Source organism: Mycoplana sp. ABR4_002 (assembly GCF_056159645.1).
This window is the reverse complement of record NZ_JBSWVO010000001.1, coordinates 3,470,716-3,490,923: the sequence shown is the minus strand read 5'-3', so window position 1 is coordinate 3,490,923 and position 20,208 is coordinate 3,470,716. Positions and strand designations below refer to the sequence as shown.

Below are 20,208 nucleotides of genomic sequence, written 5' to 3'. Positions count from 1 at the left end.
TGCAAAAATTTTTTTGGCGGATGGGAGGAGAGCATGACCGAGATCGGAATCGGCATCGTCGGCGGCGGCTACATGGGCAAGGCGCACGCGGTCGCCTATGCGGCCGTGGGCGCCGTGTTCGACACCGCGCTGCGGCCGCGCCTGGAGATGGTCGCAGCCTCGAGCCGCGACACGGCGGAGCGCTATCGGGCCGCCTACGGCTTTTCGCGCGCGGCCGCAAGCTGGCAGGACCTCGTCGATGACCCGAACGTCCGGGCCGTCGTCATCGCGGCGCCGCAGATCCAGCATCGCGCGATCGCCGAGGCGGCCTTCGCGCGCGGCAAGCCGGTGTTCTGTGAAAAGCCGCTGGGCGCGTCGCTCGCCGACAGCCGGGCGATGGTCGATGCGGCGGAAAGGGCGGGTGTCGTCAACCTGGTCGGCTTCAACTACATCCGCACGCCGGCGACGCAATATGCAAGGCAGCTGATCGAAGGGGGGGCGATCGGCCGGGTGACCTGGTTCCGGGGCGAGCACACCGAGGACTTCCTGGCCGATCCGCTGGCACCGGCCACCTGGCGGACCGAGGGCATGGCTAATGGCACGATGGGCGACCTCGCCCCGCACATGATCAATTGTGCGCTGACCCTGCTCGGGCCGATCGCGTCGCTCAACGCCGAGATCGAGACCGTTCACCGGCAGCGCCCGTCGCCGGAGGGCATGCGCGCCGTCAGCAACGACGACCAGGCGCATCTCATGTGCCGCTTCGAGAGCGGCGTGATGGGTCACCTGTTCTTCAGCCGCGTGGCGACGGGGCGGAAGATGGGGTACGCCTACGAGGTGCACGGCACCAAGGGCGCGATCCGCTTCGACCAGGAGGATCAGAACGCGCTCTGGCTCTATCTCGCCGAAGGACCGGCCGGGCAGCGCGGGTTCCGCAAGATCCTGACGGGTCCCGAGCATCCCGACTACCGGCCGTTCTGCCAGGGGCCGGGCCACGGCACCGGCTACCAGGACCAGATCATCATCGAGGCCCGCGACTTCCTTGAGGCCATCGCCACGGGACGGTCGGCCTGGCCCACCTTCAAGGACGGCATGATCGTCAACCAGATCGTTGCCGCCGCCCTGCACTCCGCCGCCGAGAAGCGGTGGGTTGCCATCTCATCGATCTAGAAAAGGAAATTGTCCGATGACGATCCGTATCGGAAATGCCCCGTGCTCGTGGGGCGTCGAGTTTGCCAGCGACCCGCGCAACCCCGGCTGGCGGACGGTGCTGAAGGAATGCGCGCAGGCCGGCTACAAGGGCATCGAACTGGGGCCGGTCGGCTTCATGCCGGAAGACCCGGCGGTGCTGGCCGAGGCCCTTGCCGAGCACGATCTCGAGCTCATCGGCGGCGTCGTGTTCCGGCCGTTTCATGATCCGGCCCAGTGGGACGACGTGCTTGACGCGTCCGTGCGCACCTGCAAGGCGCTGGTCGCGCACGGCGCCCGGCACCTGGTGCTGATCGACAGCATCTCGCCGCGGCGCGCGCCCACGGCCGGGCGTGCCGGCGAGGCCGAACAGATGGCGGCGGAGGAGTGGCGGGGCTTCCGCGACCGCATCGCCCACGTCGCGCGGCTGGGGACGGAGGAGTTCGGCCTGACGGTCGGCATCCACGCCCATGCCGCGGGCTTCATCGACTTCGAGCCGGAACTGGAACGGCTGCTCGGGGAGGTCGATCCGTCCGTGCTGAAGATCTGCTTCGACACCGGCCATCACACCTATGCCGGATTCGATCCCGTGGCGTTCATGAAGCGCCATGTCGAGCGCATTTCCTACATGCATTTCAAGGATATCGACCCTGCCGTCCGCGCCGATGTCGTGGCCAAGCGCACCGGCTTCTACGACGCCTGCGGCCAGGGGATCTTCTGCAACCTCGGCAAGGGCAGCGTCGACTTTCCGGCCGTGCGCGACATCCTGCTCGATCATGGTTTCGAAGGCTGGTGCACGGTCGAGCAGGACTGCGATCCGACGCTCGGGGTCAAGCCGATGGACGATGCAATTGCCAACCGCGAATATCTCGAAGCGATCGGGTTCAAGTGAGGAGCGCTGACATGAAGAAGCTGAAATGGGGCATGATCGGTGGCGGGGAGGGCAGCCAGATCGGCCCGGCTCACCGGCTCGGCGCCCAGGCCGACGGCCTGTTCGCCCTGACCGCGGCGGCGCTGGACGTCAATCCGGAGAAGGGACGCGAATATGCCCGGCGCCTGGGCTGCGCCGCCGACCGGGCCTATGGCGACTGGACGGAAATGCTGGCCGGCGAGCGCGGCCGCGACGACCGCGTCGATCTCGTCACGGTCGCCACCCCGAACTCCACCCATTTCGAGATCACCAAGGCCTTTCTCGAGGCCGGGTTCAATGTCCTGTGCGAAAAGCCGATGACGATGACCGTCGAGGAAGGCGAGGAGATCGTGCGCGTGGCGCGGGCGAGCGGCCGGATCTGCGCCGTCAACTACTGCTACAGCGCCTATCCGATGGTGCGCGAGATGCGGCACATGGTGGCGAGCGGCCAGATCGGCAAGGTGCGGCTGGTCGTCGCCAATTTCAGCCATGGCCACCACGGCAATGCGGCCGACGCCGACAATCCGCGCGTGCGCTGGCGCTACGACCCGGCGATGGCGGGCATATCCGGCCAGTTCGCCGACTGCGGCATCCACGCCCTGCACATGGCATCGTTCGTCACCGGCGACGAGGTGCGCTCGCTGTCGGCGGACTTTGCCTCCACCATCGACAGCCGTACGCTGGAAGACGATGCAATGGTGAACTTCCGCATGGAGGGCGGCACCGTCGGGCGGCTGTGGACGTCGTCGGTCGCCATCGGCCGTCAGCACGGCTTCGACATCCAGGTGTTCGGCGAGACCGGCGGCATGCGCTGGGCGTCGGAGCAGCCCAACCAGGTGTTCTACACTCCGGTCGGCGGCCGGACGCAGATCATGGAGAAGGGCGAGTCAGGCTTGTCGGACGAGGCGGCCCGCCTCAGCCGGGTCGCGATCGCCCATCCGGAGGGCTTCCCGCTGGCCGTCGCCAACATTTACGTCGATCTGGCGGCCGCCATTGCCGGGGAAAGCCGCGCGGCGCTGCCGAGCGCCGCAGACGGGCTGCGCTCGATGGCGGCCGTCCACGCCGCGGTGGATTCGGCCGGGCGCGGCGGCGCCTGGGTCGATGCGCGGCCGGCGATGTTTCGCTGAGGATCCGCTAAGGCAGGGGGCGCAAGGTCTTGCGCTCCACCAGCCGGCACGGGAAAATGCGGGCCTCGGGGTGGCGCTCGGGGTCCTCGATCAGTGATACCACCAGTTCGATCGACGACTGGATGATCTCCCTCACCGGCAGATGGATCGTCGTCAGAGCGATGTTTTCCCAGCCGGCAATCTGCATGTTGTTGAGCCCGATGATTCCGACGTCGCCGGGAATGGCAAGGCCGCCGTCCTTCAGCGCGCTCATCACGCCGATCGACAGCACGTCGTCGCCGCAGAAATAGGCCTCGGCCAGATCCCCCGCCGCCATCAGGCGCTTCATTTCCGCCCGCCCGGCTTCGAACGAGTAAGCGCTTGCAAAGGATTCGGTGTAGCGCATGGCGGGCTCGGCGCGGATCGCCTCGTGGAACCCCGCGCGCCGATCGATCGTCGATGTCGCCTGCTCCGGCCCGCCGAGAAACGCCACCCGCCTGTAGCCGCGCCGGATCAGGGTGTCCGCCGCGATGCGGCCGCCGGTGACGTTGTCGATCCCGACCACATTGACGTTGGGGGACGACGACCAGCGGCCGAAGGAATGAACCACAGGAATGCCGGCGTCCTTGAACGCCTCGGCAAACTGCGGGGGCAGGGTGGACGAGGCCACGATCACGCCGTCGACCGAGTACTGCCGCAGCATCCGCAGCGAGTGCGCCGGGTCGATCTCGTCCGAAAGGTTGACCAGCAGCGGCCGAAGTCCGCGGTCCTGCAGGAGCCGGGTGAACAGGTCGAAGACCTGCAGGAAGATCGGATTGTGGAAGTTGTTGGAGACGAGGCCGATCAGCTTGGTGCGGCCGGTGCTCAGGGCCGAGGCCAGGGCGCTCGGCGTGTAGCCCAGTTCGCGCGCCGCCTTCTCGACCTTGTGGCGGGTCTTCTGCGAGACCGAGGCGCCCTCTGTGAAGGTGCGCGATACCGCCGAGGGCGATACGCCGGCGCGGGCAGCCACATCGTTCAAGGTCACCGGCAAGGCATTGTCTCCATCCCAGTCGATCGCTTCGGGTCGCCTCCGGTCTGTATCATAGCCGCCGGTGCAATACAATTTTTGCAAGCGGTTGCAAAAAGCGGGAAGATGTGGTTCCTTCATGCGGCGGGACGGTCAAGGGGTTGGATTGCCGCCCGCAAGGATTTTGACCCGGGAGGAACACCATGAAATCTGCGATGAAGACACTTCTGGCGACGGCGGCTGTCGCCCTGGCCCCGCTGACGGCCGTCTCGACGGCCCACGCCGAGGGCGAAACCTATGTGCTGGTCAGCCACGCGCCGGACAGCGATACCTGGTGGAATACCATCAAGAACGGCATTGCGCTGGCCGGCAAGCAGGTCGGGGCGAGCGTGGAATACCGCAATCCGCCGACCGGCGACATTGCGGACATGGCCCGCATCATCGAGCAGGCCGCCGCCTCGGCGCCGGACGGCATCATCACCACGCTCGCCGACTTCGATGTGCTCAAGGGGCCGATCAAGGCCGCCGTCGACCAGGGCATCGACGTCGTCATCATGAACACCGGGACCCCGGACCAGGCGCGCGAGGTGGGCGCGCTGATGTATGTAGGCCAGCCGGAATACGATGCCGGCGTCGCCGCCGGCAAGCGCGCGAAGGGCGAGGGCGTGACGAAGTTCCTCTGCGTCAACCACGCCATCCAGCAGCCGACCGTCGGCGAGCGCTGCCGCGGCTACGCCGACGGCCTCGGCATCGATCTCGGCGATGCGATGATGGATTCCGGCACCGACCCGGCGGAAATCAAGAACAAGGTGCTTGCCTACCTTGCCGCCAATCCGGACGTGAACGGGATCCTGACGCTCGGGCCGGTCTCCGCCGATCCGACCGTCGCGGCGCTGAAGGAAAATGGGATGGCCGGCGCCATCCACTTCGGCACCTTCGACCTCGGCGAGGAAATCGTCAAGGCGATCAAGGACGGCACCATCAACTGGGGCATCGACCAGCAGCCGTTCCTGCAGGCCTACATGCCCGTCGTCATCCTCGCCAACTGGGACCGCTACGGCGTGCTGCCGGGCAACAACATCAACTCCGGCCCGGGCTTCGTCACCAAGGACGGCCTTGCCAAGGTCGAGGAGTTCGCCGGCGAGTATCGCTGATCCCGACAGTATCAGGATCGGTCTGACGCGTGCACACGCCTCGGGCGTGTGCACCGCCTTGGCCGCGGCTTGCCTTTGCGGGGCGCGGCCACTTCCATCAATCGACGAGTGAAACTGGGGACAGGCCATGTCTGACGCCACACAAGGCGAAGCCGTCATCGACGAGCGCATCAAGGAAATGTCGGCGCTTCGCCGCTGGCTGATCCGGCCGGAACTGGGCGGGATCTGCGGCACCATCATCGTCTTTGCCTTCTTTGCCGTCTTTGCCGCCGGCAGCGGGATGTTCGCGAGCCAGGGCATCCTCAACTGGGGACTGGTGTCGGCCCAGTTCATGATCATCGCGGTTGGCGCCTGCCTTCTCATGATCGCCGGCGAGTTCGACCTGTCGGTCGGTTCCATGATCGGCTTCGCCGGCATGATGATCGCGATCTTCGGCGTGGTGCTGGCCTGGCCGATGTGGATCGCCATCATCGCCACCTTTGCCATCTGCGCGGTCATCGGCGCGGCCAATGGCTACATCGTCATCCGCACGGGACTGCCGAGCTTCATCGTCACGCTCGCCTCGCTCTTCGTGTTGCGCGGGTTCACCATCTACCTGCCGCAAACGATCGAGCGCAAGACCATCATCGGCGGCATTCGCGATGCCGCCGAAGGCGACTGGCTCGCGCCGGTCTTCGGCAGCAAGATCGGTGCGCCGCTGTTCCAGTGGCTGGGCGATGCCGGCATCATCACCGTCTTCGATCGCGGCGCCAATGCGGGCAAGCCCGTGGTCGACGGCATCCCGATGCTCGTCGTCTGGGCCGTCGCGATCATCGCCTTCGGCCATGTCCTGCTGACCCGGACCCGGTTCGGCAACTGGATCTTTGCCGCGGGCGGCGACGCCGAGGCGGCCCGCAATTCCGGCGTCCCGGTGGGCCGGGTGAAGGTCCTGATGTTCATGTTCACGGCCTTCTGCGCGACCGTGTTCGCCACCTGCCAGGTGATGGAATTCGGATCGGCCGGCGCGGACCGCGGCCTGCTGAAGGAATTCGAGGCGATCATCGCCGTCGTCATCGGCGGGGCGTTGCTGACCGGCGGCTACGGATCGGTGATCGGCGCGGCACTCGGGGCGCTGATCTTCGGCGTCGTGCAGCAAGGCCTGTTCTTTGCCGGGGTGGAAAGCTCGCTGTTCCGCGTGTTCCTCGGGATCATCCTGCTCATGGCCGTGATCCTGAACACCTACATCCGCCGCATCATCACGGGAGAACGCTGATGTCCGATCCCATCATCCGGATGACCAACATCGAAAAGCACTTCGGTTCGGTCATCGCGCTGGCCGGCGTGACGGTAGAGGTCTATCCCGGCGAATGCCACTGCCTGCTCGGCGACAACGGGGCCGGCAAGTCCACCTTCATCAAGACGATGTCCGGCGTTCACAGGCCGACCAGCGGCGAGATCTTCTTCGAAGGCAAGCCGCTGCAGTTCGACGATCCGCGCGACGCCATCGCCGCCGGCATCGCAACGGTGCACCAGCACCTGGCGATGATCCCGCTGATGTCGGTGGCACGCAACTTCTTCATGGGCAACGAACCGATCAAGAGGGTGCTCGGCCTTCCGTTCTTCGACCGTGCCTATGCCGACCGCGTGACCATGGAGGAAATGCGCAAGATGGGTATCAACCTGCGCGGCCCGGACCAGGCGGTCGGCACGCTGTCCGGCGGCGAGCGCCAGACCGTGGCCATCGCCAGGGCGGTGCATTTCGGCGCCAAGGTGCTGATCCTGGACGAGCCGACGTCGGCGCTCGGCGTGCGCCAGACCGCCAATGTTCTCGCCACCATCGAAAGGGTTCGCCGGCAGGGGATCGGCGTGGTGTTCATCACCCACAATGTGCGTCACGCGCTGGCCGTCGGCGATCGCTTCACGGTTCTCAACCGCGGCCGTACGCTCGGGACGGCGCTAAGGGGCGAAATCTCCTCCGAGGAGCTCCAGGACCTGATGGCCGGCGGTCAGGAACTGGCAACGCTCGAGAGCTCGCTCGACGGGACGGTTTGAGCGAACCGACTTGCGATGGTCCCTGCCGGCGCCAACGATGCCGTGCGCAGGATCCATCCGCCCGGGTATGATCGCTTCGGCTTGCCGCCGGCAACGGCGCGGCCCGCAGCGGCTGAGGTCCCGGAGAGCCGCCGGCAGAACGACAGTTGGCGCGATGCCGGCCTCCGACCGGACCCCCCGGGCGCCCAGGCGGCCTCACCGCCCTGACGGCGGGGTGGCGGCGTGCGCCCTCAACCAGTCGCTGACCGCTGCGGCCAGGCCATCGTGATAGGGCCCCGCCGCGGAGGCGTGTTTCCGTTCAAAGCTCTCCGCCTGGCTTTCGGCCCGTGTCATGAAATGGTCAAGGTCGGCGATCTCCACATAAGTCGCCGCCCCGGGCCGCACGGCATTGACCCCGTCGGCGATCTCCCTGTGTTCCTCGGCGCTCGTCAGGTAGTCGGAGGCTCCATACAGCAGCAGGACATCCGTCGTCGCAAGGCCGGCCCAAAGCTCCGGCAGGTCGACCGCGGCGATCTGCTGCAGATAGGCGTCGGAGGTCGGTATCTCCATCTCGGCCTCGCAGTGCGGCCGCTCCGCCAGAATGTCCCTGCGTGGCTGCCTCTCGATCAGCAGCCGGTGCATGCACCACTGCTTGAGCTGCATCTGGCGGCCGATCGAGCGCGGCGCCACGCCGGCCAGCTTCAGCTGCCGACGGCGGTTGACCAGTTCGTATTCGAACCAGGTGGTGCCGACCGTCGCCATCGCCACGATGCCGCGCACGGGTGCTTGCGCGGCCACCATCGGCCCGACGATGCCGCCAATGCTGTGACCAAGGATGAACACCCGGTCCGGGTCGACATAGGCCGCGCGCTTCAGCGCCTCAAGGCCGGCCCGGTACCCGGCAACTTCCGCCTCGAGGTCGACCACGGCGCAGGCCGGACCCTCGCTGTCGCCCATGCCGCTCTTTTCGACCCGCATCGTGACGAAGCCGTCGCGCGTCAGCGCGGACAGAAGCTGCCGATAGACCTCCGTCTCGTCAAGCGGCGACTCCATGCTGTAGCAGCCGATTCCGCCGACGAACAGAACGGCGGGATGGCGCCCCGGACCCTTCGGCCTGGTGACGATCGTCCGCCGCCTGTGGCCGTCGGCGACGACGGTCGCGTAGGCGGTGTCAAAGTCGCCGGCCGCTTCCAGCGGCAGGCCCACCAGCGGGATCGCCTTGTCCAGCTTCGAGCCGCCGCGCAGGATATGCAGCTGGACAGTGTCTCCGGCGCGCCTTCTCTTCACCCCGGCGACGATATCCGCCGGGCTGGAGACGCCCTTGCCGTCAACCGCGACGATCAGGTCGCCGGGCCGCAGGTCCGCCAGGGCCGCGCTCGAGCCTTCGATGACCTGCTCGATCTGCACCCGAGCGTCGCGGTCGTCGATGGACTGCATCGCGATGCCGAGAAACGGGCGGCGGGGCAGATCGATCGGCTCGGCGGTGGTTTCGCTCGGCAGCCAGGCGAGCAGCACCAGAGCGGCCATTGCCGGACCGGCAATGGCGGAAGACAGGGCAGTCCTGAACCTCGAGGCGAGGGTCGAAGCTCCTTTGGTACCGGTCACGTGCGGCTCCATAGTTGCGGTTGAACCGTTCCGCACTGCGCTCAAGGCGTGCAGATACGGGGTGAACCGTTATTCCTGTTTATGCACGATAGTCAACGTTTTTCCGCATCTATTCCTGTTCATGCCTGCGTCCTCGGCGCAGGGGCTGGCCTTGGCGTGGGCCACGCGCGCTCTGCTGCAAGCTGCGCATCAGGGTCGTTCTGCACTTGCGGCGCCTGACACCGTTCACGACTTCGCCGGCCATAGGTTGTTAAGATTGATGCGGAATTTCTGTCGCCTTCGACGTCGGGCACGCCAAAAGCGGCGCAAAAATAGAGCGAGTCGGCCGACGAACTGATGATCGAAGTTGTAATTATTTGTAAAAATTTGCTTGCGAAGCGCCGATGGCTGTGCCATCCCTTCTGCCGGGATGTGATCATAACGGGAGGAACAGATGATCAGAGCCATTGCAGGCAAGGCAGGAAAGCTGGTTTCGGGGGCGGCGTTGGCGACGGCGCTGCTGATGGCGTCGACCAGTCTGGCGACCGCGGAGAACTGGCGCGGCTGGAACATCCACGTGGCCGACTACCCGGTGTCGCACGCCATGGACTACTTCATGGCGACGGTGAGCGAGCGGACCGAGGGACGCATCACCGGCAAGGTGTTCCATTCCGGCGTCCTCGGCGACCAGCCCGACGCCATCGAGCAGACCCGGCTCGGCGTGATCGACTTCGGCGTCTTCAGCCTCGGGCCGATGGGCCAGGTGGTCCCGGAGACCAATGTCGTCTCGCTGCCCTTCATCTTCAAGGGCATCGACCAGATGCACAGGCTGATGGACGGCGAGGCCGGCGCGGCGATCGCGGCCGGGCTGGAGGCCAAGGGCATCGTCGCGCTCGGCTTTTATGACGCCGGCGCGCGGTCCTTCTACAATTCCAAGCGCCCGATCAACGCGCCGACCGACGTCGCCGGCATGAAGGTCCGGGTGATGAACAACGACCTCTTCGTCGGCATGATCGAGGCGATGGACGGCAACGCCACGCCGATGGCCTTCGGCGAGGTCTACCAGTCGCTCAAGACCGGCGTTGTCGACGGCGCCGAAAACAACCCGCCGTCCTACGAATCGACCAATCACTACGAGGTCGCCAAGTACTACTCCCTTTCCGAGCACCTCATCATTCCGGAATGCCTGTGCATGTCAAAGAAGAGCTGGGATGCGCTTTCGCCCGAGGACCAGGCGGTGGTGCGCGAGGTGGCGAAGGAAAGCACGGCGATGCAGCGAGCGCAGTGGGCCGAGCGCGAAAAGGCGAGCATGGAAAAGGTCGAGGCGAACGGCACGGTCGTCAACACGGTCGCGGACAAGGCTGCGTTCCAGGCGGCCATGGCCGGGGTCTACGACAAGTTCCTGGTCGACAACCCCCAGCTTACGGATCTGGTCAGCCTGATCCGCAACGCCGAGTAGGCACTGGCCCGGGGCGCGGCCGCTGCGCGCGCCCCTTCCCAACTGCGGAACGGAACCCATGAACAGATTGAACCTCGCCCGAGAACTGCTCGAGGCGGTTGCCGCGCGCCTGTCGCAACTTTGTCTGGCGGCTGCATCGGTGGCGCTTGTCGTCCTCGTTGCGTCCTTCGGCTGGCTTGTCTTCGGCCGCTATGTCATGAACAGCACGCCGACCTGGGTCGAGCAACTGGCGCTGCTGCTGATCTGCTGCATCACGTTTCTTGGCGCGGCCGTCGGCGTGCACGAGGACACGCATCTCGGCGTGACGCTGTTTCGCGATGCCCTGCCCGACGGGCTGAACGCGGCGGTGCGTCTGCTGGGAGACCTCGCGCTGATGATCTTCGGCGTGCTGATGCTGATGAGCAGCGTCGAGTTGGTCCAGTTCGGCTGGCCGACGCGCCTGCCGATGCTGAACCTGCCGGAAGGCGTGCGCAGCCTGCCGGCGGCAATCTGCGGCGGTCTGGTCGCGCTGTTCTGTGCCGTCCGCATCCTTGCGGCCATCACCGCGATGCTCGCACGGCGGCACATGCCGGCACTGGAGCGCTGACATGGGCCTTGCGATTCTGTTGGGCACCTTCGGTGCCGCCGTCGCCTTCGGCATGCCGGTCGCCTTCGCCATGGGCATTGCCGCGATCGTCACCTTCGCCTTCGAGGGAATGCCGCTGCTGATGACCTTCCAGCGGGCGGTGGCCGGCGTTTCGTCGTTCTCGCTGCTGGCAATCCCGTTCTTCATCTTCGCCGGCGAACTGATGATGCATGGCGGCATCGCCCATCGGCTGGTGCGGTTCGCCGCGACCCTGGTCGGCCATGTGCGCGGCGGGCTCGCCACGGTCAACATCTTCTCGAGCATGCTCTTCGGCGGCATCTCCGGTTCGGCCATCGCCGACATTTCGGCGCTGGGGTCGATCCTCATCCCGGTGATGAAGGAGAAGGGCTACAAGCCGGATTATGCGGTCAATGTCACGGTCACCTCGTCGATCGCCGGCATCGTCATTCCGCCCAGCCACAACATGATCATCTTCACGGTGGCGGCCGGCGGCGGCATCTCGGTATCCAAGCTGTTCATCGCCGGCATCATTCCGGGCATCCTGATGTGCGTCTGCCTCGCGATCGCCGCCTATATTTTGGCGGTGCGCCATCGCTATCCGGCCGAGGCCTTCCCCGGCTGGGGCGAGACGGCGCGGGCGGCCGTGCAGGCGCTGCCGGGGTTGTTCACGGCGGTGATCATCGTCGGCGGCGTGCTGTCCGGCATCTTCACGGTGACCGAGAGCGGCGCGTTCGGGGCGATCTACGCGCTGGCACTGACCGCGCTCGTTTACCGGTCGCTGTCCTTCAAGGCGTTCCTGGTTTGCGTCACCTCCTCGATCCGGACAACCGCCATGGTGATGATCCTGATCGCCTTTGCCGGATCCTTCGCCTGGCTGCTGGCGCTCTACGAGGTGCCGACCGTGCTGAGCGCCGCGCTGCTGTCGCTGTCCGACAACCCGGTCGTCATCCTGCTGATGATCAACGTCATCCTGCTTCTGCTCGGCATGATCATGGACATGGCGGCGCTGATCCTGATCTGCACGCCGATCTTCCTGCCGATCGCGCAGGGGCTAGGCATGGATCCGATCCAGTTCGGCATCATGCTGCTCGTCAATCTGGGGCTTGGCCTCTGCACGCCGCCGGTCGGCACGTGCCTGTTCGTCGGCTGTGCCGTCGGGCGGGTGAAGATCGAGACCGCGCTGAAGACAATCTGGCCGTTCTATCTGGCGCTGCTGGCGGCGCTGCTGCTGGTCACCTATGTGCCGGGGATCTCCCTCTGGCTGCCGGGCGTGCTCGGCTAGGTGCGGCGGGCCGGGCCCGAGCGCACCGGCCTGCCGGCTGCACAACAATGCAATCGGAACAGCCTTGCCGAAACGGAAGGCTGGCAGACAATGGGAACCTACGATGGAAAAGCTTGATGCCGGTACGCACGCGAAACTCATGGCGGTCAGCACCGCGACGCTGACGACGGCGATGTTCAAGAAGGGCATGCGCAACATCTTCATTCAGGGCCTGCAGCGACTGCGGCCGGGCAAGAACATGGTCGGTGTCGCCTATACGCTGCGCTACATCCCGGCACGCGAGGACCTCGACGTGATCGAATCCTTCGCCGACCAGAACAACGCCCAGCGCAAGGGCGTGGAGGAGTGCCCCGAAGGCGCTGTCTTCGTCATCGATTCGCGGGGCGATGCGACGGCCGCTTCGGCCGGCTGCATCCTGGCGGCGCGGCTGCAGAGCCGCGGATGCGCCGGCATCGTGACGGATGGCGGCTTCCGCGACAGCCCGGAGATCGCCCAGTTGGCGATGCCGGCCTACCACGTCCGGCCCAGCGCGCCGACCAACCTGACCAAGCACCACGCCGTCGCGATCAACGATCCGATCGCCTGCGGCGGCGTGTCGATCTTTCCCGGCGACGTCATTGTCGGCGACAACGAGGGCGTCGTCTGTATTCCCCGCCACCTCGCCGACGCCGTCGCCGACGAGGCGGTCGAGATGACAATTTTCGAAGATTTCGTTATGGATATGGTGAGAAGGGGTGCGTCGACCTTTGGGCTCTACCCGCCGACGGACCCGTCAACCGAAGGGAAATACCGCCAATGGAGGCAAATGAACGGACGCTAGTTGCCGCAGGGCAACCGAGCGCCGGGCTGTCCCAGAAGGAGGCCAGCGACAGGACCCTGTCCGACACGGTCTACGAACAGGTGCTGGCGCGGATCGCACGCGGCGAATTCCCCGTCGGCGGAAAGCTGCCGACCGAGCACGAGCTGAGCCACGGCCTCGGCGTGTCGCGGCCCGTGCTGCGGCAGGCGCTGAAGCAGTTGCGCTCCGATGGCGTCATCGTCTCGAAGCAGGGCTCGGGGTCCTACGTGCAAAGGCAACCGGACCAGGCAGTCCTCAGCTTCGCGCCGGTCGGTTCGATCGCCGATATCCAGCGCACCTTCGAGTTCCGCATGGCGATCGAGGGCGAGGCGGCGTTCCTGGCCGCCGAACGCCGCTCGGCCGAGCAGCTGGCGCGCCTGCGCACCTCGCTCGACGAACTGGATCGCTGCGTGCGGGAGGGAGAGCTGGGGGTCGAGGCCGACGAGGACTTCCATGCGATCATCTGCGCCGCCTCCGACAACCACTATTTCGTGTCGGTGCGCAATTCGATGCATGCCAACATCATGACCGGCCTCAATCTGACCCGTAACCTGTCGCTGACCAAGTCTGCGGCACGCCTGCGCCTGGTGCAGGCGGAGCACGAGGCGATTTTCGAGGCGATCGAAAAGCGCGACGGCGAGGCCGCACGGCGAGCCATGCGCAGCCACATCGACAATGCCCGCAAGCGCGTGTTCATCGGCAGCTAGCCCGCCGCGCTCGCTCCAACGCCCGGCGAGGATGCGGTGCGTTCGGCATCCTTCCCCGCCGCGCTCCCTCTGCCCGGCGCCGACCGTCCGGCCCGCGCCGCGCGGGCGCTAGGCCCGGTCGAGCCCATGGGCCTTAACGAAGTCGTCACGGCAGGGGGTGAAGGCGTCGAGCAGGACGCCTTCCTCGAGGCAGAGGCACGAGTGGACGGCGTTGGAAGGGATCAGCATGGCGTCGCCGGGACCGAGATCGGCGGTTACCCCGTCCACGGTGAAGCGGAACAATCCGGACTGAACATAGGTCGTCTGCACATGGGGATGGCTGTGCGCCAGCCCTTCGCCGCCGCGCTCGAAGCGGAACGCCACCATCATCAGACTGTTGCCGTGGCACAGGATACGGCGACGCGCGCCTGGTCCTGACGCCATCCAGGCCGATTCCGTATCCGAGTTCACGATCATGGAGTTCTCCCAGTGGCGATGCGATATATGTAAAAATTTGTATCAGTTGTGCGCGCTGGCTGTCAATCCAAGGCGCGGCAGGCGCGACGTGCTCTGTGCTGTTCGGCCAAAGGTGCGCCGAAATACGTGGATTAGGGGAGCGGTCGCAATCCGCTATTGGCTTGTACGAATGCGGATAATTTGTAAAAAGTTGCATTGTCTGATGAAGAATCCTGGGCTAGAAGCGAACGGGCCGGGACGGAGTTGCGGCCTCCGCCAAGGCGGGAAACTGGCGGACCGGTGCGAACCGGGCGGGCCGGGCAGAGGATCTAACCGAAGGGAGCGAGGCAGTGAGACTGAAGGGCAAGACGGCAATTGTGACGGGGGGTGGCCGCGATATCGGACGGGCCTGTGTGATGCGCCTGGCGCAAGAGGGCGCCAATGTCGCGATCAACTACCACAGCAGTGCGGACGGCGCGGAGAGCGCGGTGCGCGAAATCGCCGGTGCCGGCGGCCGCGCCTTTGCGATGCAGGGTGACATGACCCGGAATGCGGATGTCGCCGCGCTTGTGGCGCGCACCGTCGAAGAGTTCGGCGCGGTTCATGTGCTGATGCCGGTGACCGGCGGCATACTGGCGCGCAGGACGCTGGCCGAGATGACGGTGGACCATTGGCAGGCGGTCATGGACATCAACGTCACCACGGCGGTTCGGCTGGTGCTGGCGGCACTGCCGCACATGCGCGAGGGCGGCGCCATCGTCACCATGGCCTCGCAGGCGGGGCGCGACGGCGGCGGTCCGGGCGCGATCGCCTATGGCGCGGCCAAGGGCGCGATCATGACGATGACGCGCGGCATGGCGAAAGAACTGGGGCCGAACATCCGCGTCAACGCGCTCTGCCCGGGCATGATCGATACCGATTTCCACAACATCTTCACCAAGCCCGAGGTGCGCAAGCATGTGGCAAACGTCACGCCGCTGAAGCGCGAAGGGCTGTCGGAGGACGTGGCCAATCTTGCGGTCTATCTTGCCTCGGACGAGGCTGCCTTCATCACCGGCGCTTGCGTCGACATCAACGGCGGCATGTTGTTCTCCTGACCGGGGTCGGGCGCGGCGGATCTCGCCCGCCCGCCAGCGGCGCTGCCGTGCAAGAGCCATGGTGGAGGGCGCCGGTGTCGAGCGCTCGAGGATCGGTCCGGCGCGGCAGTCCTCGCTGCGCCTTTCCGGCCCCCGGACCGCCGGCGACGGTCCGCCGCTCGTGCGCTCGGCCCCGCCATCGATGCGGCAAGCGCACGCCGATCTCACCCCGCCCGGTCACAAGATGGCCGGGCGCCTCAGAACTTGAAGGTGAACCCGCCGAAAACCGCCTGGCCGGTCTCGTAGGAGGCGCTTGTGTCGTCGTAGTGATAGTTGCGCCAGAGCATCCACAGTTGCAGGTTCTGCGCCTCCAGGCTCTGCACCACGGCAAGGCCGACGGAGTAGTTGTCGGACCCCTCGGCGGCAATGTCGGTGCCCCTGTAGTAGTCGATCGAGAACGCGGTGGGCCCGACCTCGAAGAAGCCGGCCTGGTAGCCCGCCTTCACATAGCCGTAGCGGCCACTGCCCTCGTCACCTTCGCCGCCCGCGGCCACCGTCAGGCTGATTCCGCTCGGCTTGTGCAGGCCCGACAGGGAGCCGGACAAAATGTTCGTGTCGCTGCCCTCGTTGCGCGCCAGGGCCACGGTGCCGCCGATGTCGAAATCGCCGTACTCATGGTCATAGACCGCGGCGATGTCGTAGAGGGGCGTGTACAGTTCGGACAGCATGTCTTCGCCGTAGGAGACCCGTACGCCAAGGCCCTGATACGTGGGGGTGTCGTAGCGGGCGCGAACCTTGCGGCCCAGGCCGTCGAAGTTGGAGAACGCGGAGCCGACGGTAACGCCCGACAGTCCGGCGTCGGAAAAGCGGAAATACTCCCCGCCGGCGGTGTCGGAGATGCTCGAATAGGCAATGACCGCCGTGCCGGACTTGTCGACTTCGGCGCTGCCGTCGGACGCCATGCTGCCCTGGCCGAGCCAGAATTTCCCGTAGGCGTCGTTCTGAAAGGCGATCTCGGCCTTGCGGATGTTCGTCTTCGGAAAGTCCCAGTCGGGGCTGCTGTTGACCTGGCTCACCGTGTTGGACGCCAGCGGCTGGTACTCGGCCTCAAGGGTCGATTCGAACTTCCAGTCGGCAAAGTCCGAGAACAGTTGCAGGCGGGCTCTGGAGGAGGAGTTGTCGTTGTCGACGAAGTTGGTGTTGGTGCTGGCGCCGTCGTCATAACTGAGGACACCCATGTTGAGCTGCCCGGAGAAGCGGATCACCGTGCCGTCGGCGTATCGAACCTCGATCGGCTTCAGACCATCCGCCAATGCCATCCCCGCAGGGCCCACCGCCGCGGCAACCGCCAGGACCTGCAGCAGTCTTGTTCGCATCATGTATGTCACCAAGTTCCTCCCAACTTCCTAGACCGTGAGAACGATGACGGGCCCCAGCAGCGTCAGAATGACATTCGCAATGGCGTAGGGCACCGTATAGCCGAGCACCGGGGTCTCGTTTTCCGCCGCCTGCACCACCGCGTTCAGTCCCGCGGTACAGGTGAAGCACCCTGCCAGCGCCCCGCAAATGACCGCCGGGTTCAACTTCAGCACCAGCCGCGCATAGTAGAGCGACACAACCATGGGGATGAGCACCGCTGTGATGGAGAATATCGGCAGCAGAACGCCTTGCTCCTTCAGCAGCGCCCATGCCTGAGGGCCGGTTCCGAGCCCGACGCTGGCGATGAAGATGGCGAGGCCGAAGTCGCGAAGATGAAGGGCCGTTGCCGGCGGCAGACCACCGAACCAGGGATGCCGCGACCGAAGCCAGCCAAACAGCAGACCGGACAGCAGGCAGCCGCCACCGGTGTGAAGCGCAACCGGCACGCCGGCAATGCGGACCGTGATCATGCCGATCAGGATGCCGGCTATGATGCCCAGCCCGAGATAGACATAGTCGACGGCGATGCCCTGGTCGACCGGATAGCCGACCAGCGGCACGACACCCGCCAGGGCTTCCGGCGTGCCATAGAGACTGACCACGTCGCCGGCCTCGAGTTTCATCTTCGGGCGCGGCTTCAACGTCTGCCCGGCGCGGGAAATGCTTACGACATGGACGCCGCGCCGCGAGTCCGGGTCGATCTTCGAGCGCACCGCCATGATCGTCTCGCCGATGAAATCGCTGTTCGTCAGGACGACCGTCATCGTCTCGCCGACGATGTCGAGTCCGCGCGTGTCGGTCGTTTCGGTGCCGACGAAAGCGCCTGCCTCCAGCAGTCTGTCGAGCCGGCCGAGCAGCGCAATGCGGTCGCCCAGAGCAAGCTTCTGGCCCTTCGCCGCCTCCAGCTGACGACCGCGGCGGACGATCCGCTGCACGGTCACGAACCCGTCGAAGCGCTGCTCCAGGGCGGCAATATCGATATCGGTCGCCTCCGGCCGGGTGACGAGAAACGCCCGCGCGACAATCCCGCGAATCGCGGTTTCCTGGCCCGGGCCCAGTTCCTCGTCGCCGCCGCCGCCGAGCTCGGCGGCATGGCTTGCGGCTTCTGACTTCAGATTGATTCGCATCATGATCGGTGCGAACACGCTGACAAAGAAGACGACGAGGGTAAAGCCAAAAAAGTAGGTGATGGCGTAGGCCACGCCGATATTGGCCTGCATCGAGGCGACTTCGTCTGCCGGGAGGTGCAGGCTGGCAAGCGCCTCGTGCGCCGTTCCGACCGCCGCGGATTCGGTGATCGCGCCGGCAAGCAGGCCCGCGGCCGTGCCCTTGTCGAGCGCGAACAGCCGGGCGATGCCCCAGATGGTGGCAAAGATCAGGGCGCTTGAGAGCAGCGAGAGATGGACCAGATTGAGGGTTCCGCGTCCCAGGCTTGCTATGAAGCTCGGCCCGCTGACATAGCCCAACGAGTAGATGAACAGCGCGAACGCCATCGTCTTGATGTTGTCGTCCACCTCGACCCCCAGTTGCCCGACCAGAATGGCCGCGAACAGGGTCCCGGGGATGCCGCCGATCGCAATGCCGCCGACCTTGATGCGGCCGACGGCAAAGCCGATCGCGACGCACACAAAGAGTGCACTGATCGAAGAGGCGTCGAAGAGCGACTTGATCCATTCCATGGTGCTTCTCCGGCCTTGCCCGACCCGCGCCCGGCGTCACATGATCAGGAGGACGATCACCAGGCCCCACATCGTCAACAGGGTGTTGCTGACCGCGTAGGGCACGGTATAGCCGAGCATCGGAACATCGCTCTTTGCCACTTCCCCGACCATCGCAACCGAGGCGGTCGAGGTGCGCGCGCCGCCGCAGCAGCCGAGGTTGATGGCATCGTCGAACTTGAAGACGTACTTGCCGATCCACGGGGCCACGAGCATTGGCACGGATGTGGCGAAGAGGCCCCAGAAGAACAGCCCGAAGCCGGCTTCCTTCAGCCCCGAGATGAAGGTCGGGCCGGAACTGATGCCGACGATCGCGATGAACACGTTCAGGCCGACCGAGTTCATGAACCAAAGGGTCGGCGCCGGCACGTTGCCGATCTGCGGCTTGACCGTGCGCAACCAGCCCACGACGATGCCGGCGATCAGCGCGCCGCCCGACGTGCTGAGGGTAATGGGAACGCCGCCGATCGGCAGCACTGCGGCGCCGAAAAGACCGCCGATCAGAATGGCAAAGCCTACGAGCACCATGTTCGTGATCGTCTGTGGCCGGTCGGCAAATCCGAATTCCTTGACCCACCGGTCGACATTGGCCTTCGATCCGGATATCCGAACGATGTCACCGCGCTGCACCTGCGTCTTCGGCAGCACCGGAATGTTGACCGCCATGGAGCCTCGCCTGATCGAGCTGAGGTAGATGCCGCGGCTGCTCGGGTCCTTCGCAATCGATATCAGGTCGCGTCCGTCGATCGCCTTGGAGGTGATCAGCACGTCGACCGCCTCGACCGGAACGTCGAGCAGTTCCCGGTCCTCGACTTCCTCCCCCTGGCCGAGAATGTTGACCAGCACGTCCCGGCGGCCCGACACGGCAATCACGTCGCCGGCCTGGAGCACGGTATCGGGCGTGAACGCCATGATCTTTCCATCCCGGCGCAGGCGCTCGATGAAGATGCGCTCCCCCTCGGCCATCCCTTCCGCCGCCAGCACCGTCTTGCCGACGGCGACGCCGCTTTCCCGGATCCGGTAGGCGCGCAGCTCCCGCGTGCGCCAGGCGCTCATCATGCTGGTCTCGGTGGAGTTGCCGGCGAGAACCTCGCGCTCATAGCGCTTGCATTCCTCGGCAATGTCGACCCCCAGCAGCTTCGGCCCGAGAAAGGCGAGGATCCACCCGGTTCCGATCGTCCCGAACAGATAGGTGATGGCATAGGCAACGGGGATCAGGTCCGTCTGTGCCTTGGCGTCCTCCGGCGACAGGCCCGAATTGTTGATCGCGTCGGTGGCGAGCCCGATCGAGGCGGAGATCGTCTGCGCCCCGGCGAGCAGCCCGGCCGACAGGCCGGGGCCGTAGCCCGAAACGGTTGCGGCGATGTAGACCGCGATCAGGCACAGGGCGGAAATGACCACCGCAAACAGCGCCTGCGGCAGCCCATCTGTGGCGATGCCGCGGACGAATTGTGGGCCGACGCCGAAACCGACGGCAAACAGGAACATGATGAAGAAGATCGACTTCACCTGTCCGGATATGTCGATTCCGATCTGGCCGATCACCACGCCGGCGAGCAGTGTGCCGGTCACGGCACCGAGGCTGAAACTGCCAAACCGCTTCGCCCCCACCCAATAGCCGATCGCCAGCGTCACGAAGATCGCGAGCTGGGGATTGGCCTGCAGCGTTTCCACAATGTAGGTCCACATGTTTGCTACCCCGTGCCCTCTCTATGAAGCCCCTGGCGCAGGGGCGATTGAACCTGCCGCGG

18 protein-coding genes are annotated in these 20,208 nt (G+C 65.9%); 12 read left to right on the top strand and 6 right to left on the bottom strand.

Features of this window, described 5'->3' with window-relative positions:
• Positions 1–33: 33 nt before the first annotated feature.
• From ACXAGF_RS16570 to ACXAGF_RS16560, 3 genes are read left to right on the top strand one after another with little or no spacing between them, the layout of a single operon-like run.
• A complete protein-coding gene (locus tag ACXAGF_RS16570) occupies positions 34–1,149 on the top strand; it encodes a Gfo/Idh/MocA family protein (protein WP_475018475.1) in 1,116 nt (371 codons plus the stop codon).
• Positions 1,150–1,165: 16 nt separating this feature from the next.
• A complete protein-coding gene (locus ACXAGF_RS16565; RefSeq protein WP_475018474.1) occupies positions 1,166–2,059 on the top strand; it encodes a TIM barrel protein in 894 nt (297 codons plus the stop codon).
• Positions 2,060–2,070: 11 nt separating this feature from the next.
• Complete coding sequence (locus tag ACXAGF_RS16560) at positions 2,071–3,204, top strand: Gfo/Idh/MocA family protein (protein WP_475018473.1); 1,134 nt, start codon at positions 2,071–2,073, stop codon at positions 3,202–3,204.
• Between the two features lie 7 nt (positions 3,205–3,211).
• On the opposite strand, the gene ACXAGF_RS16555 is transcribed toward ACXAGF_RS16560, so the two are convergent.
• On the bottom strand, positions 3,212–4,207 hold the full coding sequence (locus tag ACXAGF_RS16555; protein ID WP_475019329.1) for a LacI family DNA-binding transcriptional regulator: 996 nt from the start codon (positions 4,205–4,207) through the stop codon (positions 3,212–3,214).
• 185 nt (positions 4,208–4,392) lie between these two features.
• On the opposite strand from ACXAGF_RS16555, the gene ACXAGF_RS16550 reads away from it, so the two are divergent.
• The 3 genes from ACXAGF_RS16550 (at position 4,393) to ACXAGF_RS16540 (ending at position 7,374) form a co-directional block, all read left to right on the top strand.
• Entirely contained in the window at positions 4,393–5,343 is a 951-nt protein-coding gene (locus ACXAGF_RS16550; RefSeq protein WP_475018472.1) for a sugar ABC transporter substrate-binding protein, read from the top strand.
• Positions 5,344–5,470: 127 nt separating this feature from the next.
• Positions 5,471–6,595, top strand: coding sequence for an ABC transporter permease (locus ACXAGF_RS16545; RefSeq protein WP_475018471.1), 1,125 nt, complete (start codon positions 5,471–5,473; stop codon positions 6,593–6,595).
• Positions 6,595–7,374: an ATP-binding cassette domain-containing protein gene (locus ACXAGF_RS16540; RefSeq protein ID WP_475018470.1), complete on the top strand. Its 780-nt coding sequence runs from the start codon at positions 6,595–6,597 to the stop codon at positions 7,372–7,374. Before ACXAGF_RS16545 ends, ACXAGF_RS16540 begins: the two co-directional genes overlap by 1 nt.
• Positions 7,375–7,569: 195 nt before the next feature.
• Here the strand turns inward: ACXAGF_RS16540 and ACXAGF_RS16535 are convergent, their stop codons facing one another.
• Positions 7,570–8,958, bottom strand: a complete 1,389-nt coding sequence (locus ACXAGF_RS16535) for an alpha/beta hydrolase (protein ID WP_475018469.1) — start codon at positions 8,956–8,958, stop codon at positions 7,570–7,572.
• A 433-nt stretch (positions 8,959–9,391) separates the two neighbouring features.
• Here ACXAGF_RS16535 and ACXAGF_RS16530 point away from each other — a divergent pair, with 433 nt between their 5' ends.
• From ACXAGF_RS16530 to ACXAGF_RS16510, 5 genes are all read left to right on the top strand, one after another.
• The gene (locus ACXAGF_RS16530) at positions 9,392–10,396 is read left to right on the top strand and encodes a TRAP transporter substrate-binding protein (RefSeq protein ID WP_475018468.1); all 1,005 of its coding nucleotides are present in this window, start codon (positions 9,392–9,394) and stop codon (positions 10,394–10,396) included.
• A gap of 58 nt (positions 10,397–10,454) precedes the next feature.
• Entirely contained in the window at positions 10,455–10,982 is a 528-nt protein-coding gene (locus tag ACXAGF_RS16525; RefSeq protein ID WP_475018467.1) for a TRAP transporter small permease, read from the top strand.
• A gap of 1 nt (position 10,983) precedes the next feature.
• On the top strand, positions 10,984–12,264 hold the full coding sequence (locus tag ACXAGF_RS16520; RefSeq protein ID WP_475018466.1) for a TRAP transporter large permease: 1,281 nt from the start codon (positions 10,984–10,986) through the stop codon (positions 12,262–12,264).
• Positions 12,265–12,367: 103 nt separating this feature from the next.
• The gene (locus ACXAGF_RS16515; protein WP_475018465.1) at positions 12,368–13,084 is read left to right on the top strand and encodes a ribonuclease activity regulator RraA; all 717 of its coding nucleotides are present in this window, start codon (positions 12,368–12,370) and stop codon (positions 13,082–13,084) included.
• Complete coding sequence (locus ACXAGF_RS16510) at positions 13,060–13,809, top strand: FadR/GntR family transcriptional regulator (protein ID WP_475018464.1); 750 nt, start codon at positions 13,060–13,062, stop codon at positions 13,807–13,809. The genes ACXAGF_RS16515 and ACXAGF_RS16510 overlap by 25 nt, the downstream gene beginning before the upstream one ends.
• A gap of 108 nt (positions 13,810–13,917) precedes the next feature.
• On the opposite strand, the gene ACXAGF_RS16505 is transcribed toward ACXAGF_RS16510, so the two are convergent.
• A complete protein-coding gene (locus ACXAGF_RS16505) occupies positions 13,918–14,265 on the bottom strand; it encodes a cupin domain-containing protein (RefSeq protein ID WP_475018463.1) in 348 nt (115 codons plus the stop codon).
• A gap of 329 nt (positions 14,266–14,594) precedes the next feature.
• On the opposite strand from ACXAGF_RS16505, the gene ACXAGF_RS16500 reads away from it, so the two are divergent.
• On the top strand, positions 14,595–15,341 hold the full coding sequence (locus ACXAGF_RS16500) for an SDR family NAD(P)-dependent oxidoreductase (protein ID WP_475018462.1): 747 nt from the start codon (positions 14,595–14,597) through the stop codon (positions 15,339–15,341).
• Between the two features lie 236 nt (positions 15,342–15,577).
• On the opposite strand, the gene ACXAGF_RS16495 is transcribed toward ACXAGF_RS16500, so the two are convergent.
• Genes ACXAGF_RS16495 through aspT (ACXAGF_RS16485) form a run of 3 tightly spaced genes read right to left on the bottom strand, consistent with a single transcriptional unit; the run spans position 15,578 to position 20,146 of the window.
• Positions 15,578–16,699: a hypothetical protein gene (locus ACXAGF_RS16495; protein WP_475018461.1), complete on the bottom strand. Its 1,122-nt coding sequence runs from the start codon at positions 16,697–16,699 to the stop codon at positions 15,578–15,580.
• Positions 16,700–16,726: 27 nt separating this feature from the next.
• Complete coding sequence (gene aspT / locus ACXAGF_RS16490; protein WP_475018460.1) at positions 16,727–18,418, bottom strand: aspartate-alanine antiporter; 1,692 nt, start codon at positions 18,416–18,418, stop codon at positions 16,727–16,729.
• A gap of 36 nt (positions 18,419–18,454) precedes the next feature.
• Positions 18,455–20,146, bottom strand: a complete 1,692-nt coding sequence (gene aspT / locus ACXAGF_RS16485) for an aspartate-alanine antiporter (RefSeq protein WP_475018459.1) — start codon at positions 20,144–20,146, stop codon at positions 18,455–18,457.
• Between the last annotated feature and the right edge of the window lie 62 nt (positions 20,147–20,208).

Coding starts and splice junctions, on each gene's coding strand:
- ACXAGF_RS16540 (WP_475018470.1), top strand. CDS start 6,595: ATGTCCGATCCCATCATCCGGATGACCAACATCGAAAAGCACTTCGGT.
- ACXAGF_RS16545 (WP_475018471.1), top strand. CDS start 5,471: ATGTCTGACGCCACACAAGGCGAAGCCGTCATCGACGAGCGCATCAAG.
- ACXAGF_RS16565 (WP_475018474.1), top strand. CDS start 1,166: ATGACGATCCGTATCGGAAATGCCCCGTGCTCGTGGGGCGTCGAGTTT.
- ACXAGF_RS16515 (WP_475018465.1), top strand. CDS start 12,368: ATGGAAAAGCTTGATGCCGGTACGCACGCGAAACTCATGGCGGTCAGC.
- ACXAGF_RS16560 (WP_475018473.1), top strand. CDS start 2,071: ATGAAGAAGCTGAAATGGGGCATGATCGGTGGCGGGGAGGGCAGCCAG.
- ACXAGF_RS16525 (WP_475018467.1), top strand. CDS start 10,455: ATGAACAGATTGAACCTCGCCCGAGAACTGCTCGAGGCGGTTGCCGCG.
- ACXAGF_RS16495 (WP_475018461.1), bottom strand. CDS start 16,699: ATGATGCGAACAAGACTGCTGCAGGTCCTGGCGGTTGCCGCGGCGGTG.
- ACXAGF_RS16520 (WP_475018466.1), top strand. CDS start 10,984: ATGGGCCTTGCGATTCTGTTGGGCACCTTCGGTGCCGCCGTCGCCTTC.
- ACXAGF_RS16510 (WP_475018464.1), top strand. CDS start 13,060: ATGGAGGCAAATGAACGGACGCTAGTTGCCGCAGGGCAACCGAGCGCC.
- aspT (WP_475018460.1), bottom strand. CDS start 18,418: ATGGAATGGATCAAGTCGCTCTTCGACGCCTCTTCGATCAGTGCACTC.
- ACXAGF_RS16550 (WP_475018472.1), top strand. CDS start 4,393: ATGAAATCTGCGATGAAGACACTTCTGGCGACGGCGGCTGTCGCCCTG.
- ACXAGF_RS16570 (WP_475018475.1), top strand. CDS start 34: ATGACCGAGATCGGAATCGGCATCGTCGGCGGCGGCTACATGGGCAAG.
- ACXAGF_RS16530 (WP_475018468.1), top strand. CDS start 9,392: ATGATCAGAGCCATTGCAGGCAAGGCAGGAAAGCTGGTTTCGGGGGCG.
- ACXAGF_RS16505 (WP_475018463.1), bottom strand. CDS start 14,265: ATGATCGTGAACTCGGATACGGAATCGGCCTGGATGGCGTCAGGACCA.
- aspT (WP_475018459.1), bottom strand. CDS start 20,146: ATGTGGACCTACATTGTGGAAACGCTGCAGGCCAATCCCCAGCTCGCG.